Raw genomic sequence first — 15210 nt, 5'->3', positions numbered from 1 at the left:
GAACCGGCGATCTCACCTGAGGAGCGAACCGATGACCACGACGGTCGAGCCGTACCGCGCGCTGAACCAATCGTCGCTGCCGCTGGAGCGGGTGCTGCACACGCTCAACTCCGGCTTCATCCTGCACCGGGTCGGCCAGATGGCCTACGGGTTCGCCGCCGAGGGGCGCCAGTTCAGCGTGGACCTGCTGCAGTACATCAACACCTCGCAGGAGGGCGTGGCGACGTCGTTCGCCTTCGAGGAGGTGTTCGGCGGCCGGGACCGGATGCACTGGTTCATCCACCTGAAGTCCCCGCAGGACTACCGGATCCTGCTCAACATGGTCGACCACGACCTGGAGTTCCGCCGGATCTCCGACGAGGACCGGCTGCCGCACAAGGGCGGCGGCAACTGGGACCGCATCTTCGTCCACCGCAGCCTGCACGAGGACGTGCTCGTACCGCAGCACGGGATGGACCACGACGGCGACGACGCCGAGCCGGCGACCTTCGTGCCGCCCGCCTCGTCCCAGCTCAACCAGCCGCCGGAGCAGCAGATCAACTCGGCGACGGCCGGCGCGATCGTCATGCGGACCTCGGACGTCAAGTACGAGTTCCGCGAGGAGGGCCGGATGTACGCGGCCCACTGGCAGCACTTCGTCAACGAGCGGCTCGCCGGCCGGGTCACCGCGACGCTGTACGAGCAGACCTGGGGCCAGCAGGACCACCTGTTCCAGCTGATCCACCTGCGCAGCGTCGACGACTACCACGAGCTGCGCGAGCTGGAGCGCGGCAAGGAGATGGCCACCGAGGTGTTCGGCCGGCGCCGGCTGCACGAGTCCAAGGGCGGCGGCACCTGGGACCGGCTGTTCATCGAGGGCAGCATCCGCGACACGCTGCTGCTGCCGCAGGTGCCGAGCGGCGCGGCCTGAGCTCCGATGGCGTACCGCACGATCGAGCTCCGGCGCGAGCCCGGGCTGTTGCGCGTCACGCTGGCCCGGCCGGAGCGGCGCAACGGCATCGACGACGAGACGCTGCGCGAGCTGCACGCCGCACTCGACGAGGCCGAGGGCGACGCCGCCTGCCGGGCGGTGGTCCTGGCCGGGCGTGACGGCGTGTTCAGCACGGGCATGGACTTCCAGAGCGCCGCCGGTGACGGTGGCGCGTCCGACGGGGGCGCGGCGTTCTTCGCCCTGCTGGAACGCTTCACCACAGTGCCGCGGGTGGTGATCGCCCAGGTGGACGGGCAGGTCGCCGGTGGTGGTGTCGGGCTGGTCGCCGCCAGCGACTTCGTGCACGCCACCGCCCGCAGCACGTTCGCGCTGCCGGAGGCGCTGTGGGGGTTGCTGCCCTGCTGCGTGCTGCCGTTCCTGGTGCGGCGGGTCGGGTTCCAGAAGGCGTACGCCGCGACGTTGAGCACGCAGACGATCGCCGCGGCCGAGGCGTACCGGATCCATCTCGTCGACGAGGTCGCCGAGCGTCCCGAGACGGTGCTGCGGCAGCTGCTGTTCCGGCTCAACCGCCTCGACCCGGTGGTCGTCGGCGACGCCAAGCGGTACTTCCGGGCGTTCTCCGGCGTCGACGACCGGCTGCGCGACCACGCGGTCACCGAGTTCGGCCGGCTGATGTCGGCGCCCGCGGTGCGGCAGCGGATCACGGAGTTCGTCGCGCACGGCCGCTACCCCTGGGAACGGTGATCGCCGTGCGCGCGTGGGTCTTCCCGGGGCAGGGATCGCAGCATCCCGGCATGGGCGAGGGTCTCCTGGACCGTTTCCCCGCCGAGTGCGCCACCGCCGAGCGGCTCATCGGCGTGCCGCCGGCGCAGCTGTGCCGGGACGCCCGGGGCGAGTACCTCGGCCGCACCCGGTACGTGCAGCCGGCCGTGTTCCTGGTCAGCGTGCTGGCCGCCCGGGCCGCGCTGGCGGACGGCCGTCCGCCACCCGAGGTGGTGGCCGGGCACAGCCTCGGCGAGTACGCCGCGCTGCACCTCGCCGGCTGCCTGGACTTCGACAGCGCGCTGAGCCTGGTCGTCCGCCGTGGGCGGCTGATGGAGAGCGTGACCGGCGGCGGCATGGTGGCGGTGCTCGGCCTGCCGCTGTCGCGGGTGACGGAGCTGCTGGCCGGGATCCCGGACGTCGACCTCGCCAACCACAACCTGCCCGACCAGTTCGTGCTGGCCGGCAGCACGGCGGGCATCCGCGCGGTCGTCGACGCCGTGCCGCGGCTCGGTACGGGCCGGTGCGTGCCGCTGGCGGTCAGCGTGCCGGCGCACTCCCGGTTCATGGCCGGCGCCGCGGAGGCGTTCGCGGTGGCCCTGCGCGACGTCACGCCGGGCCCGCCGTCGATCCCGGTGGTGAGCAACGTGACCGGGTCGCCCCACGTCCCGGGCGAGATCCCGGGCACGCTGCTGCGGCACTTCGTCGAGCCGGTCCGGTGGTGGGACACGATGTGCCTGCTGGCCCGGTCGGGGGTGACCGAGCCGGTCGAGGTCGGTCCCGGTGAGGTGCTGACCAAGATGTGGCGCCGGGCCGCCGGGAGCCTGCCGGCACCCGCTCCCGGCGGGCCGCTCGCGCCCGCCGCGCCCGTCCCGCCGCCCGCGCCGGTCCCGCCGCCCCCGCCAGCGACGTCGGTCGCGCCCGCCGCGCCGGCCGCGCTTCCGGTGACTGCGCCGGCCGCGCCGGTGGCGCGAGGTCCCGCCCTCGGCCCACCGCCGGCCACCGCGTCGCGTCCGCGCCCGGCGGGCTCGCCCGGGCTGCGGTCCGACTACGGCATCCGGTACGCCTGCCTGGCCGGGTCGTCCCCGTTCGGCGTCACGTCGCCGGCGTTCCTGCGACGGCTGTCGGAGGCCGGACTGCTCGGCTTCTTCGGCGCCCAGGGTCTGGCGCCGCCGGAGATCAGGGCCGCGCTGGCCGAGCTTCGCGACGTCCGCCGGTACGGCATGGCCTGGCCGTCCGGTGGTGACGAGCGGGCGCTGTGCGACCTGTACCTCGCCCACGACGTCCGCCATGTGGAGGTCACCGGTCCGCTCGCCGTGGTGTCGCCGCAGCTCGTGCGGTTCCGCTACGGCGACGGTCCCCGGCAGGTCCTGGTCCGTGCCCCGGATCTGGCCACGGCGGTCCGGTTCCTGCGCCCCGCCGACCCGGCGACGGTAGGGGCGCTGGCCGCCGCCGGGCACCTGGACGGCGGAGCAGCGGGCGCGGCGGCACGGGAGGCGGTCGCCACCGACGTGGCAGTCGAACGGGACGCCCATGCGCTGGTGCCGGCTCTGGTGGCCCTGCGCGACCGGGAGGCGCCGGGGGCGCGGATCGGGGTGGCCGGGGTGGGCACCCCGGCGGCCGTCGCCGCCGCCTTCGCGCTCGGGGCGGACTTCGTCGTCACGACGACGGTGAACCAGTGCACCGCCGAGGCCGCCACGTCGGACGCGGCGAAGGATCTGCTCGCCGCGCTCGACGTCACCGACATCCGTGAGGCGCCCGATCCGGACCTGTTCGAGCTCGGCGCGCGGTCTCCGGTGGCGCACCGGGGCACCCTGTTCGCCGCTCGTGCCGAGGAGCTGTACCGGATGTTCCTGCGCTACGACCGGCTGGCCGACGTCGGCCCGCGGCGGCTCGCCGAGTTGGAGCGGACGCACTTCGGCCGCCCGCTGGACGAGGTGCGCGCCGATCTCGGCGTCGCGGGGCGGGACGACCGGCGCGTGCTCGCGTCGGTCTGCGCCGCCTACTGCCGGGAGGCCACCGCCGCGGCCCTGCGCGGAACGCCGGGTCAGCGGCTGAACTACCGGGTGCCGGCCTCCACCGACGTCGGGGCGTTCAACCGGCTCGTCGCGGCGGAGCCGCTGGCCGACTGGCGGGCCCGGCACGCCGAGTCGGTCACCGAGCGGCTGCTCAGCGAGGCAAATTGACCTAAATCATTAAAAAGGCCAGCCGACTCCCATTCCGCTGACAATCACCCCCTACGAACCCAACCGAGGTCGCAAAATGCCTGGTCATTGCGCTGCGTAGACACCCGCCACCCAATTAGTTACGATGGCGGCGGGCATTAATACGGCTCAATCAAGCAGTATGCGCAACCCTCGCCCACACCCTCCGAAAGGCCCCTTGCATGCATTTGCTTCACTGGATGAACGCGTCCCGAACATGGAAGAAACCAGACACAACAGATAGATGGACATCGTAGGTCGCGCCATGCCGCCGCTCAGATCAAGCGCTCCTGCCTGCGGAAATGCAGGTGGGTCGCCTCAGCGCCGGGCGCGCGGCATGCCGAGCACGACCGACGGGACGAACGGCCGGCACGGGCCGTATTGCAATTCCGACAGTTTGCCGACACCGGCTGAAGAAATACTTGCCGGCGTTGCGGCTGTACTGTCAACGATTGATAGCGTCACGCATTTCACCAGCGAATGATCAGGAACCTGACAACACGCCCGAGCCACGACATCGGGCGCCAGGAGGCCTCCTTGCGAATCGCCGGCGCCACCACCAGTTTGCGTAACGAGCTGCATCGGCTGATCCGGGACGACCCGACTTTCGCCGTCCGCACACACGTCCCGCGAGGCGGGGCCGCGTACAACTCCGGCGACCACGATCTGCGGATGTACCTCGTGGAGGTCGGCCAGTTCAAGACCATCGCGTCCTCCGCGGACGGCAAGCAGTGCCTGCTGTCGATCCACACACGGGGCGACATGTTCGGCGAGCTCGGCCTGCTCGGCGGGCCACGCCACGACACCGCCCGGGCCATGCGCGACAGTGTGATCAGGAGAGTCAACTCGGCGAAGCTGTTCGACCTGCTGAGCAGCGACGAACAGCTCAACTGGCACTTCACCCGGTTCCTCATGGCCAAGCTGCTCGACCAGCAGCAGGCCATCACCCAACTGGTCACCATGGACAGCGAACACCGGCTGGCCGCGACCCTGCTGCGACTCGCCCGCAAGGTGGGCCGGCGGCTCAACCTCGGCATGCAGATCGACGCGAAGATCACCCAGGAGGAGCTGGCCAGCATGGTCGGCACCACCCGGTCCCGCGTCGGGCTGTTCCTCAAGCACTTCCGCGCGGCGAAGCTGGTGGATCAGCTGCCCGGCGGATATCTCCTGATCAACGAGCCCGCGCTGACCCGGTACGTGGAGTGCGGACAGTACGAGCCCGCCCGGTGGGGCGCCGAGCCGATCCGGCCGGTGAACGGCGCACGCCTGCTGCGCGGCGACCGGGAACTGTCCGCATGAGCGCCGTCCTGGTCCTCCTGCACGGAGCCGCGCTGCTCGTGGCGCTGCTGCTCGTCGGCGGGACCGGACGAGCCGTGGCGCGGCTGTTGCGGCAGCCGCCGGTGATCGGGGAGATCGTCGCCGGTCTCCTCGTCGGCCCGGCCCTCGTCCTGTTCGCCGGTCACGACGGGCTGGCGGCGGTGCTGCCGGAGGACGTACGCGCACTCCTGCGCCTGGTCGCCGAGGGTGCCCTGGTGCTCTTCCTGGTCGGCCTCGCGCGTGAGCTGCGGGTCGGGCCGGCGCGCGACGACCGCAGGCTGGCCTGGGTGACCGCCGGTGCGCTCGTCCCGGCGCTGGCCTGCGGGGTGCTTGTCGCACTGTGGGTCCAGTTCGTCGCCGGACCGGCCGTACGCGGCGACGCGCCGATGCCGGCCTTCGTGCTGGGCGTCGCGGTGACGCTGTCCATCACCGCCGTACCGGTGCTGGCGCGGCTGCTGACCGAGCGGGGCCTGACGGAGACGACGGCCGGGGCCCTCGCGCTGGCCGCCGCCGTGGTCGTCGACGTCGTCGGCTGGCTGCTGCTGTCCCTGGCCGTCGGGCTGGGCGCCGGAGATCCCGCGACCTTCGGCCGCGCGATGGCGGTCCTCGCCGGCGCGTTGCTGCTGGCCGGCGGGATCCGATGGGTGCTGCGCCGCGCCCGGGCGGCACTGTGGTGCGGCCGGTGGCCGGCCGCCAGTGCCGTGGTGCTCGGCGTGGTGGCTCTCGTGGTCGGCTTCGGCGTCCACCTCCTCGGGCTGACCGCGGTGTTCGGCGCGATCCTGGTCGGCCTGGCGGTGCCGCCCGGCGAGCCCTGGGACGCGCCGACCGCCGCCGTGTCGCGGCTCGGGCGGTCGCTGCTGCCGATCTTCTTCGTGAGCGCCGGGCTCACCGCGCTGACCGGCGCGGTCGCCAGCACGCCGTGGTCGCTGGTGGTCGTCGTGCTCGTCCTCGGACTCGCCGGGAAGATCGGCGGCGGCTATCTCGGCAGCCGGCTCGGCGGCTGCTCTCCCGCAGAGGCGACACGGATCGGGATCCTGCTCAACACGCGCGGGCTCACCGAGCTCATCGTGCTCCAGGTCGCGTTCCAGGCCGGCATCCTCAGCCCGCCGCTGTTCCTCGCCCTGCTCATCATGGCGCTGGTCACGACGCTTCTCACCGGCCCGCTGCTGTCGTTGGCGGACCGGTTCGTGCGGGCCGCCGACGCCGGTGACAGCGCCTCGGGCGCCGTGTCCGGCCCGTCAATGGTGAGCCCGCGATGACGGGTATGACGGGTACGCGGTCAGGCCGCCGCCATGTCGCGCAGCTTCAGCACCGAGCGCCAGTTGCGGGTCGTCCCGACCACACCGGTCTTCTTCTCCACGAAGGCGTTGCTGAGCTTGCTGCGCCCGTACCCGTCGGGAACGTGCACGAACACGTCGCGGCCGAGCAGCGTCAGCGTGCCGCTCTCGCCGGGCGGGGCGGCGAGCGCCGCCTGCTTGTCCGCGCCGGGGTCGCCGCTGAGCATGGTGACGAGCAGCTTCGTGTGGTCCGTCTGGACGTCGAGATACGGGTTGGCGGCGATCATCGCGTCGAGCTCGTCCAGGCTGCGCAGCAGCACCGGCACGTCGCGACCCCACCGCTGCTTGATGCCCCTGTCGATCTCGGCCAGGATCGCGACCTCGTCGGTCTCGGGGCAGCCGAACACGACGTTGCCGCTCTGGATGTACGTGGCCACGCCGTCGAAGCCGCAGGAGACGAAGACCTCTTTCAGCTCCGTCATCACCATCGAGCTACCGCCACCGATGTTCACCGCACGCAACAGAGCGACGTATCTCGTCATGACCCGGGATGGTAACCGGCCGGGCCGATCGCGGGCGCTCAACTCTGAGCAGACACGCCCGGCCCGCGGTCGTACAACGTCAGGGACCGCGGCGGTGAGGGATCCACGAAGAGGAGAGGCCCGAGGATGATCACCACGGCGGTCGGCATCGAGGATCTCCACGTCTACCCCGGCCGGGCGTACGTCGACGTGCCCAGCCTGTTCGAGGCGCGCGGCCTGGACCCGTCGCGGCTGCCGAACCTGATGATGCGGCGCCGGTCGGTGAGCCTGCCCTGCGAGGACCAGGTGACCCACGCGGTCAACGCCGCCCGGCCACTGGTCGACGCCCTGTCGCCGGAGCAGCGGGAGGCGATCGAGCTGGTGGTGGTGGCCACCGAGTCGGGGCTCGACTTCGGCAAGCCGATCAGCACCTATGTCCACGACCTCCTCGGCCTGCCGCCGCGCTGCCGGTCGTTCGAGGTCAAGCACGCCTGCTACGGCGGCACCGCCGCCCTGCAGAGCGCGGCGGCGATCATCGCCGCGAGCCCGGCGCCGGACGCGCGGGCGCTCGTGATCGCCACCGACATCGCCGGCGTCGCGGCGGCCGGCAGCTACTTCGAGCCGTCGGAGGGCGCCGGCGCGGTCGCGATGCTGGTCAGCCGTACGCCCGACGTGCTGCGGCTCGACCTGGGCGCCAGCGGGTACCACACCCAGGAGGTGATGGACACGCTGCGGCCCCGGCCGGACGTCGACGTGGTGAACTCCGACCTGTCCCTGCTCGCCTATCTCACCTGTCTGGAACGGTGCTTCGCCGCCTACCGGGACCGCGTCGAGGGCGCCGACATCGTCACCACGTTCGACCACCTCGTCTTCCACATCCCCTTCGCCGGGATGGTCAAGGGCGCCCACCGCACGCTGCTGCGCAAGACCAAGCGCATGGCGCCGGCCGACATCGACAGGGACTTCGCGGCGCGGGTGGCCCCGTCGCTGTCGTACACGAGCGAGATCGGCAATCTCTACTCCGGTTCGCTCTACCTCGCGCTGTGCTCGCTGATCGACCACGCCGACTTCACGGTGGCCCGCCGGATCGGCCTGTTCTCCTACGGCTCCGGCTGCGGGTCCGAGTTCTTCAGCGGCGTCGTCACCGAGCGCGCCGCCGGCCGGCTCGCGGCCCGCCCGCTCGCCCGCGCCGTCGAGGAACGCCGCCGGCTCACAGTCGCCGAGTTCGACGAGTGGAGCAGGCACACCGGCGACCGCGCCTTCGGCGTCCGCGACGCCGTCCTGGACACCGGCCCCTACCGGTCCGTCCTGGACAGCCACGTGGCCGGCCGGGGCCTGCTGCTGCTCGACCGGATCGAAGACTTCCACCGCGTGTACCGGTGGAGTTGAGCGCGCCATCCGAGGGAGGACCCATGAGTGTGCCCACGTCCGCGGTCGTCGTACCCGACCTGCTCCGGCACCGCACCGGCCTGATGCCCGAGCAGGAGGCGATAAACGTCCGCGGCAAGACGGCGATCACCTACCGGGACTGGGACCGGCGCTCGAACGCCGTCGCCCGCGCGGTGCTCGACCGGCTCGGCGGCACCGGGCGGGGCGCCCGGGTGGCGCTGCTGTTCGGCGGCGACGACTGGATCGACTACGCCGTCGCCTACCTCGGCGTGCTCAAGGCCGGCGCCACCGCCGTACACGTGAACGACACGATGCCGGCGGTGGAGCTGCGCCGCCGGTTCGACCAGTGTGCGGTGGCCGGTGTGATCCGCGGCGCGGCGCTCCCGCCGTGGCGGGACGACGCCGGACGCTGGTCGGTGGTCGTCGCGGACCTCGACCAGGGCGACTCCGGCGCCGTCGACACCGGCGTCACCCCCGAGGACATCTCCGACATCCTCTACACCTCCGGCACCACCGGCCCGGCGAAGCCGTTCACCAACCCGCACGGCAACCTGACGTACGGGCGCGGGTCCGCCGCCCTCGGGCAGCTGGTCGACCCCGCACCGCTGCTCGCGCCGATGCCGCTGGGCACCACGTCGAGCGCGACGACTGTCGCGGTGCTGGCCACCACGACGCCGTCACCGCTGATCGTGTGCTCACCGGACGACCCGGAGGAGATCGCCCGCCTGCTCGCCACGCACGGCTGCGCGACGCTCATCCTCACCCCGTGGACCGCGATCCGGCTCGCCGCCATCCGCCCGCAGGACCGCTACGACCTCGGCTCGGTCAAGACCATCGGCAACGCGTCGGCGATCATGCCGCCGCGCATCGCCCGCGACCTCCTCGCGGCCATGCCGAACGCCACCATCGCCAACGCCTACGCACAGTCCGAGGCGGTGCCGGCGATCATCCTGGGCAACGTCGACCCGGACCGGCCGATGTGGCTGGGACGCCCCGGACGCGGCACCGAGATGCGCGTCGTCGACCCGCAGGGCGAGCCGCTGCCGCCGGGCGAACTCGGCGAGGTGTGGCTGCGCTGCGAGGCGCCCAAGCGGCTGTACCTCGACCAGGCGCTCAACGCCCGCGTGCACGCCGGCGGGTGGACCCGCACCCGCGACCTCGGACGCGCCACCGCCGACGGCGAGCTGTTCCTGTTCGACCGGATGACCGACGTCATCACCACCGACGGGAAGCTCGTGTCGTCGCTGGAGGTCGAGGCCGCGCTCTACGACCACCCCTCGGTACGCGAGGCCACAGTCGTCGCGCTGCCCGACCCGGAGCACGGCGAGATCGTCGCCGCCGTCGTGGCGGCCGACCCGGCCCTGGACGACGCGACGCTCGCCGCGTTCCTCGCCGAGCGGCTGGAGCCGCACCAGGTCCCCGCCCGCATCCACCGCCTCGACGCGCTGCCCCGCGGCGGCACCGGCAAGGTGCTGAAGTACCAGTTGCGGCAACGCTTCGGCGGCTGACCGTCGCGGTGGCCGCCGGCGTACGGCCTCCGCCGCGTACCCTGTCAGAGCTGGTGGCGGCACGAGCCGGCTGCCTCCGACCACCCCGGCCACCGGGGTGCTCGGGCCTTGCGCAAGGGCCACTGACAGACATCGAGGTGGGAGATGCCGCAGCTGAACCCGGTCGCGGCGCAGCGCGTGGAGGCCGTCGCCGTCGCGGCCCTCGCCGTCGTCGTGACCGTCGCGGCCGGGTACCCGTGGTGGTCGCTGCTCGCCCTCTTCCTCGTCTTCGACCTGTCCATGCTCGGCTACCTGCGCGGGCCGCGCGTCGGCGCCGTCTGCTACAACGTGGCGCACTCGTACACGCTGCCGGCGGCGCTCGGCGCGGTGGCAGTGGCAGCGGCCGCGTCCGGCGACCGGATCGACTGGCTGGGAGTCCTGGCCGTCGCGTGGGCGTTCCACATCGCCGTCGACCGCGCCCTGGGCTACGGCCTCAAGACGACCGAGGGGTTCGAGCACACCCACCTCGGCCTGATCGGAAAGGCCCGGCGTGCCGGATCGTCCACCGACGAACGCTGACGGTTCCGGTCACGGGCGCGTCGGCCGGCAGTTCGCGCTCGTCAGCCGCACCGAGTACTCGCGGTCGTCGGACGTGATCCCGGACGGCACGCCGTCGAAGTATGCCTCCACCTTCTCCCAGCCCCGGCGCTGCTCGTAGTGCAGGTGCGGGGCGCCGGAGTTCCCGGTGCTGCCGACCCGTCCGAGCTGGTCGCCCCGGGCCACCCGCTGACCGGCCTGCACCGACGGCGGTTCGAGCAGGTGCAGGTACTGCGTCTCCCATTTGCCACCGTGGTCGATCTTGACCCAGTAGCCGCCGCCGCGCCCCCGCGGCCCGTCCGGATCCTGCGGGGTACGTCCGCCCAGCGAGCCGTTGATCCCCGCCACCGTGACGGTGCCGTCGGCGGAGGCGAGCACCGGCCGTCCCCACGCGTCCCCGGAAGTCGGGAAGAAGTCGACGTCGTAGTCGTCGTGCCCCGGATAGGTGGACAGCCGCCACGTCTCGCCGCAGGCCACCGGGAGCTGGAAGTCCGGTCGCGGGCCTGGTGGCCGTACCAGCGGCACCACGACCGCCGCACCGGCGGCGAGCGCCGCGAGGACGCCGACGATCAGCAGGACGCGCGGGGCGCGGCGGCGCGGGCGGCGGGAACCGTGGGGACGCTCGGTGGTCATCCGGGCCTCAGCCCAGCTCGATGACGGGCCGGGTCAGGATCTCGTCGGCGTATCCGTCGTCGGAGGCGACCCACCGGCCGAAATCCTCGTCGCGGTACGCGGTCGCGAGGGTGAGCCAGCCCAGGAAGAAGCCGCTCCCGCCACAGGTGGCACCGCCGCCGTCGCCACCGCAGACGACGGTGCGCTCGGTCGTCGCCTCGTGCCGGTAGGGGTCCTGCCCGATCGCCAGACCCCAGAGGTTCTCCTGCCGGTGCGGGCCGGTCCTGTGGTCGTACGGATAGCCGTCTCCGGGGCAGTCGTCGCCCCAGCGGAACAGGGTCGTCGCACCGGCGCCGCACGCCCACTCCCACTCGTCCGGAGTGGTCGTCCGCACGCCGAGGCTCCCGAGCCCGGCCATCGCCTCGTCGTACGAGACCTCGCGGATCGCCCGGGCGCGCACCACCTGCCCGGTCGTCCGGTCGAACTCCACAGTCAGCCCGTCACCCGACCGGAAGGTGCGCACCCCGCCGAACCGGTTCCCGACCGACGCGACCAGCTCCCGCACCCGAGGGTCGTCCGGCGCCAGCGGCACCTCGCACGGGTCGAACGCGTCCACCGCGACCAGCATCGCCGGCATGTCGACGTCGCGTACGGGCGACGTCATCGCGTCGACGTACTCGGTCAGCGACGGAAGGCCGAACTCGGCGGCGCTGTCGGCGTAGTCGGCGGCCTGGTGCGCAGCGGGCCGGAAGCGGGCCGCGTCGTAGCCGAGCGTCGGCCGGCCGCCGGGTACGAGAGCGAACCGCATCCCGCCCCGGTCGAACAGCGCAGTCCGGTGCGACCGCCCCGCGTACGCCGTGTCGCCCAGGCCGGTCACTGTCAGCTCGTGCCGCGCGGCGACGTCCTGGGCGAGCCGGCCGGCAGCGCCGTCGGAGAGATCGTTCCACTGGGCATGACTGAGATCGGCGTACGACACGGCGAAAGGATAGCCACGGGCTCCGACAGAGCCGGATCGACGCCGGTGCGACCGGTCGGCCCGCCTCCGGAGGCGGGCCGACGCGAGCTGTCCGGGTGCGCGACGGCACGCCGCGACCCGTCGACGAAGCGGTCAGGCTTCGTCGGCGTCCGTGCTGAGCGCGAGTTCGCGGCCGGCCTCGATGTCGGCGAGCAGCGTCGCCACGCGGGCCTTGGCCAGGCCGTATGAGTCGGAGCCGAGCACCTGGTGCAGCGGCGCTCTGCCGCCGACGGCCACCTCGACGATGGCGGCCGCGGCCTTGACCGGGTCGCCGAGCTGGGTGCCGGGCATGGCCAGGTGCGCCTCGGTCATCTCGCGGATCGCCTCGTAGCCGTCGGTGGTGCGCGCCGGCAGGCCGAGGGAGGACGTCCGAAGGAAGTCGGTACGCGTGTACCCGGGTTCCACGACGGTGACCTTGATGCCGAGGTGTGCGACCTCGGCCGCGAGCGAGTCCGACAGACCCTCCAGGGCGTACTTCGCGGAGCAGTAGAGGCCCCAGCCGGGGAACGCGGTCAGCCCCAGGATCGAGGACACGTTGACGATGTGGCCGCTGCCGGCGGCGCGCATGCCGGGCAGGGCCGCGCGGAGCACGTTCCAGACGCCGAAGACCTGCACCTCGAACATCGTCCGGACCTCGGCGTCGCCTGCCTCCTCGACCGCGCCGAGGAAGCCGTACCCCGCGTTGTTGACCACGACGTCGATCCCGCCGAAACGGTCGGTGGTGGCCCGGACGGCCGCCGTCACCGCGGCCTCGTCGGTCAGGTCGAGTTCGAGGGGAAGCAGTCGCTCACTGTCGACCGGCCCGAGGGCCGCGACGAGCCGCTCGGCCGACCGGGTCGTCGCCGCGACGTCGTCACCCCGCTCCAGCAACTGCTTGACCAGTTCGAGGCCGATGCCGCGGGACGTGCCGGTGACGAACCACGTGGCCGGACCTGCGGTGGGGTAGGGCATGGGAACTCCCGGATCTCGGTGTCGTCGTGTCCCCGGCCGGGGACGCCACTCCATCGTGGGTACGAGGGTGGGCCGAGAACACAGCCGGACGAGCCCAGCGCTGCCTGGGAACGGCGTACCCACCCAGGCGGTGTCGCGGACGACGTTCGCGGCGGATCATCGGGTCATGGCAGGACACTCCGACCTCGGCCGATTCCTTCGTCAGTGCCGGGCCGACCTGACTCCGGAAGCGGTCGGCATCGCCGCCGTGGCGCAGGGACGCCGCGTCCGCGGACTGCGCCGCGAGGAGGTGGCCCTGCTCGCCGGCGTGAGCGTCGACTACTACACCCGGCTCGAACAGGGCCGGCACACCAGCCCTTCGGCCGCTGTCGTCGACGCCTTGGCCCGGGTCTTCCGGCTCGACGCCGCCGCCCGCGCCCACCTCGCCGACCTCGCGCGGCCGGCGAGGCGCAGCAGCCGGCAGATGCCCGCCCAACGGGTACGCCCGGCGATGCACCAGCTGCTCGCCTCGATGACCGAACACCCCGCGCTCATCCTCGGACGGCGCACGGACGTGCTCGCCTCGAACGCCCTGGGCCGTGCCCTCCTCACCGACTGGACACTGCTCCCGCCGCGGCACCGCAACTACATCCGGTGGGTCTTCCTCGACCCGGGCGCCCGCGACGCCTTCCTGGACTGGCCGGCGGTGGCCGCCGACGTGGTCGGCACCCTGCGCCTCTACGCCGGACGCAATCCCGACGATCCGCAGCTCAGCGAGCTCGTCGGCGAGCTGAGCATCAAGAGCCCGGAGTTCCGGGCCTGGTGGAACGGCCGCCACGTGCACGAACGCACGCACGGCACCAAGCGGATGCACCACCCCGCGGTCGGGCCGATCACCCTCCGCTACGAGGCCCTCGTCCTGCCCGGCGACCCGGACCAGACGCTGTTCCTCTACACCACCGATCCCGGCAGCCCGTCGTACGACAACCTGCGCCTGCTGGGATCGCTGGCCGCCCGGACCGCGCCGGCCCCCGGCAGAGCCTCGTCCACGCCGCTGCCCGACGCGAGCAGGACCGAACCGAACCCGTCCTGACGCCGGCCGCGCGTCGATCTCAGGCCCGCGAGGCGTCCGCGGTCCGAGGGACTCCGGCCAGCCGGTCGCGGCAGAAGTCCCGGAACGTCCGGGGTGGCCGGCCGGTCACGTCCGCGACGGTCGTCGTGACCCGGTCCTCCGAGCCCGCGGCGACGGCCGTGTCCAGGCCCGCGAGGAAGCGGGCGTAGTCGGGCGCGAGGCCGTGAGCCTCGTGGTACGCGGTGAGCGCGTCCTCGTCGACCGCACGGTGCCGGACCGGGCGGCCGAGGAAGTCGGTGAGCGTGGCGGCGACGTCGGCGTAGCTCAGCCGCTCGGGACCGGTGATGACGTGCTCGGTGTCGTGGGGCGCGGGGTCCGTGAGGGCACGCACCGCCACCTCGGCGATGTCGGCCGGATCCACGAAGCCCACGCGGGCGTCGCCGGTGGCGCTGACGATCTCGCCACGCTCCCGGGCGCTCGCGGCGTGCGGATGGTCGCCGACGAAGTTCTCCATGAACCAGGACGGTCGCAGCACCGCCCACTCGGGGATCATCTCGCCGAGCTGGGCCTGCACCTCGCCCAGTCCCGGCGTGCCGGCCTCGATCGCCGACGAGCTGAGCAGGACGGCCCGCCGTACCCGGGCACGCCGGGCCAGGTCCAGGAACGGCAGCATGGTCGGCGCCGGGTCGGCGTCGCCGAGGGGCGCGATCAGGTAGAGCCCTGTCACACCGTCCAGCGCCGTGTCGTGCGTGCTGCGGTCGTACCAATCGAAGCGGACGCCCTCGGCGGACGCCCGGCGGCTGGCGACGCGGGCCCGGCGGCCGGCGGCGGCGAGTCTCGCGGCGACGAGCCGGCCCGTCGTTCCCGTGCCTCCGACGACGAGGATCATGCCCGCACCCCCTCGCCGAACAGTTCCCGCACGGCCAGCGGGGCGAACAGGGCGATGAAGCCCGGCATGTCCTTGGCGAGCAGACGGTCCAGGGCCTGGTGGAACACATCGGTGGCGGTACTCGGCACTGCTGTTCCTTCCTGTCGGCGGGCCGCCCGCGGTGATCTACGATAAGCGGACGGCCGGTCCGCTTCACCATAGCGGACT

At 72.8% G+C, this 15210-nt stretch carries 15 protein-coding genes; 9 read left to right on the top strand and 6 right to left on the bottom strand.

The genetic code is table 11. The annotated features are described in order from the left end of the window. The first annotated feature begins 31 nt into the window (after window positions 1-31). The 5 genes from FHX31_RS10750 (at window position 32) to FHX31_RS10730 (ending at window position 6473) form a co-directional block, all read left to right on the top strand. Window positions 32-910, top strand: a complete 879-nt coding sequence (locus FHX31_RS10750) for a DUF6039 family protein (protein WP_013287045.1) — start codon at window positions 32-34, stop codon at window positions 908-910. 6 nt (window positions 911-916) lie between these two features. Further along, the gene (locus FHX31_RS10745) at window positions 917-1675 is read left to right on the top strand and encodes an enoyl-CoA hydratase-related protein (protein ID WP_013287046.1); all 759 of its coding nucleotides are present in this window, start codon (window positions 917-919) and stop codon (window positions 1673-1675) included. Continuing rightward, a complete protein-coding gene (locus FHX31_RS10740) occupies window positions 1672-3879 on the top strand; it encodes an acyltransferase domain-containing protein (protein WP_184975911.1) in 2208 nt (735 codons plus the stop codon). Before FHX31_RS10745 ends, FHX31_RS10740 begins: the two co-directional genes overlap by 4 nt. Window positions 3880-4434: 555 nt before the next feature. Further along, window positions 4435-5196 (top strand): Crp/Fnr family transcriptional regulator, encoded by a 762-nt coding sequence (locus FHX31_RS10735; RefSeq protein ID WP_013287048.1) that lies wholly within the window; start codon window positions 4435-4437, stop codon window positions 5194-5196. After that, on the top strand, window positions 5193-6473 hold the full coding sequence (locus tag FHX31_RS10730) for a cation:proton antiporter (protein WP_071094396.1): 1281 nt from the start codon (window positions 5193-5195) through the stop codon (window positions 6471-6473). The genes FHX31_RS10735 and FHX31_RS10730 overlap by 4 nt, the downstream gene beginning before the upstream one ends. Window positions 6474-6493: 20 nt before the next feature. On the opposite strand, the gene FHX31_RS10725 is transcribed toward FHX31_RS10730, so the two are convergent. Next, window positions 6494-7033, bottom strand: a complete 540-nt coding sequence (locus tag FHX31_RS10725) for a DUF1697 domain-containing protein (protein ID WP_047893481.1) — start codon at window positions 7031-7033, stop codon at window positions 6494-6496. 126 nt (window positions 7034-7159) lie between these two features. On the opposite strand from FHX31_RS10725, the gene FHX31_RS10720 reads away from it, so the two are divergent. The 3 genes from FHX31_RS10720 to FHX31_RS10710 all read left to right on the top strand — a co-directional run bounded on the left by FHX31_RS10720 (window position 7160) and on the right by FHX31_RS10710 (window position 10467). Continuing rightward, entirely contained in the window at window positions 7160-8401 is a 1242-nt protein-coding gene (locus tag FHX31_RS10720) for a hydroxymethylglutaryl-CoA synthase family protein (protein ID WP_091331724.1), read from the top strand. A 23-nt stretch (window positions 8402-8424) separates the two neighbouring features. Beyond that, window positions 8425-9909, top strand: a complete 1485-nt coding sequence (locus tag FHX31_RS10715) for a class I adenylate-forming enzyme family protein (protein ID WP_091331722.1) — start codon at window positions 8425-8427, stop codon at window positions 9907-9909. Between the two features lie 144 nt (window positions 9910-10053). Then, complete coding sequence (locus FHX31_RS10710) at window positions 10054-10467, top strand: DUF4260 domain-containing protein (RefSeq protein WP_013287053.1); 414 nt, start codon at window positions 10054-10056, stop codon at window positions 10465-10467. A gap of 9 nt (window positions 10468-10476) precedes the next feature. On the opposite strand, the gene FHX31_RS10705 is transcribed toward FHX31_RS10710, so the two are convergent. From FHX31_RS10705 to FHX31_RS10695, 3 genes are all read right to left on the bottom strand, one after another. Then, window positions 10477-11118 carry a M23 family metallopeptidase gene (locus tag FHX31_RS10705; RefSeq protein ID WP_030268217.1) on the bottom strand — a complete coding sequence of 214 codons (642 nt, stop codon included), beginning with the start codon at window positions 11116-11118 and terminating at the stop codon, window positions 10477-10479. 7 nt (window positions 11119-11125) lie between these two features. Beyond that, window positions 11126-12073, bottom strand: coding sequence for a hypothetical protein (locus tag FHX31_RS10700; protein ID WP_013287055.1), 948 nt, complete (start codon window positions 12071-12073; stop codon window positions 11126-11128). Between the two features lie 132 nt (window positions 12074-12205). Next, window positions 12206-13063, bottom strand: coding sequence for an SDR family NAD(P)-dependent oxidoreductase (locus FHX31_RS10695; RefSeq protein ID WP_013287056.1), 858 nt, complete (start codon window positions 13061-13063; stop codon window positions 12206-12208). Window positions 13064-13229: 166 nt separating this feature from the next. On the opposite strand from FHX31_RS10695, the gene FHX31_RS10690 reads away from it, so the two are divergent. After that, the gene (locus FHX31_RS10690) at window positions 13230-14135 is read left to right on the top strand and encodes a helix-turn-helix transcriptional regulator (protein WP_013287057.1); all 906 of its coding nucleotides are present in this window, start codon (window positions 13230-13232) and stop codon (window positions 14133-14135) included. 19 nt (window positions 14136-14154) lie between these two features. Here FHX31_RS10690 and FHX31_RS10685 read toward each other — a convergent pair whose 3' ends face one another. After that, window positions 14155-15003 carry a Rossmann-fold NAD(P)-binding domain-containing protein gene (locus tag FHX31_RS10685; RefSeq protein WP_184975908.1) on the bottom strand — a complete coding sequence of 283 codons (849 nt, stop codon included), beginning with the start codon at window positions 15001-15003 and terminating at the stop codon, window positions 14155-14157. After that, entirely contained in the window at window positions 15000-15131 is a 132-nt protein-coding gene (locus FHX31_RS32655; protein WP_013287059.1) for a hypothetical protein, read from the bottom strand. Before FHX31_RS32655 ends, FHX31_RS10685 begins: the two co-directional genes overlap by 4 nt. Window positions 15132-15210 lie beyond the last annotated feature (79 nt).

Source organism: Micromonospora sp. CNZ286, from assembly GCF_014207755.1.
The sequence above is the reverse complement of the archived record's forward strand: the minus strand, read 5'-3'. Positions and strand labels throughout refer to the sequence as shown.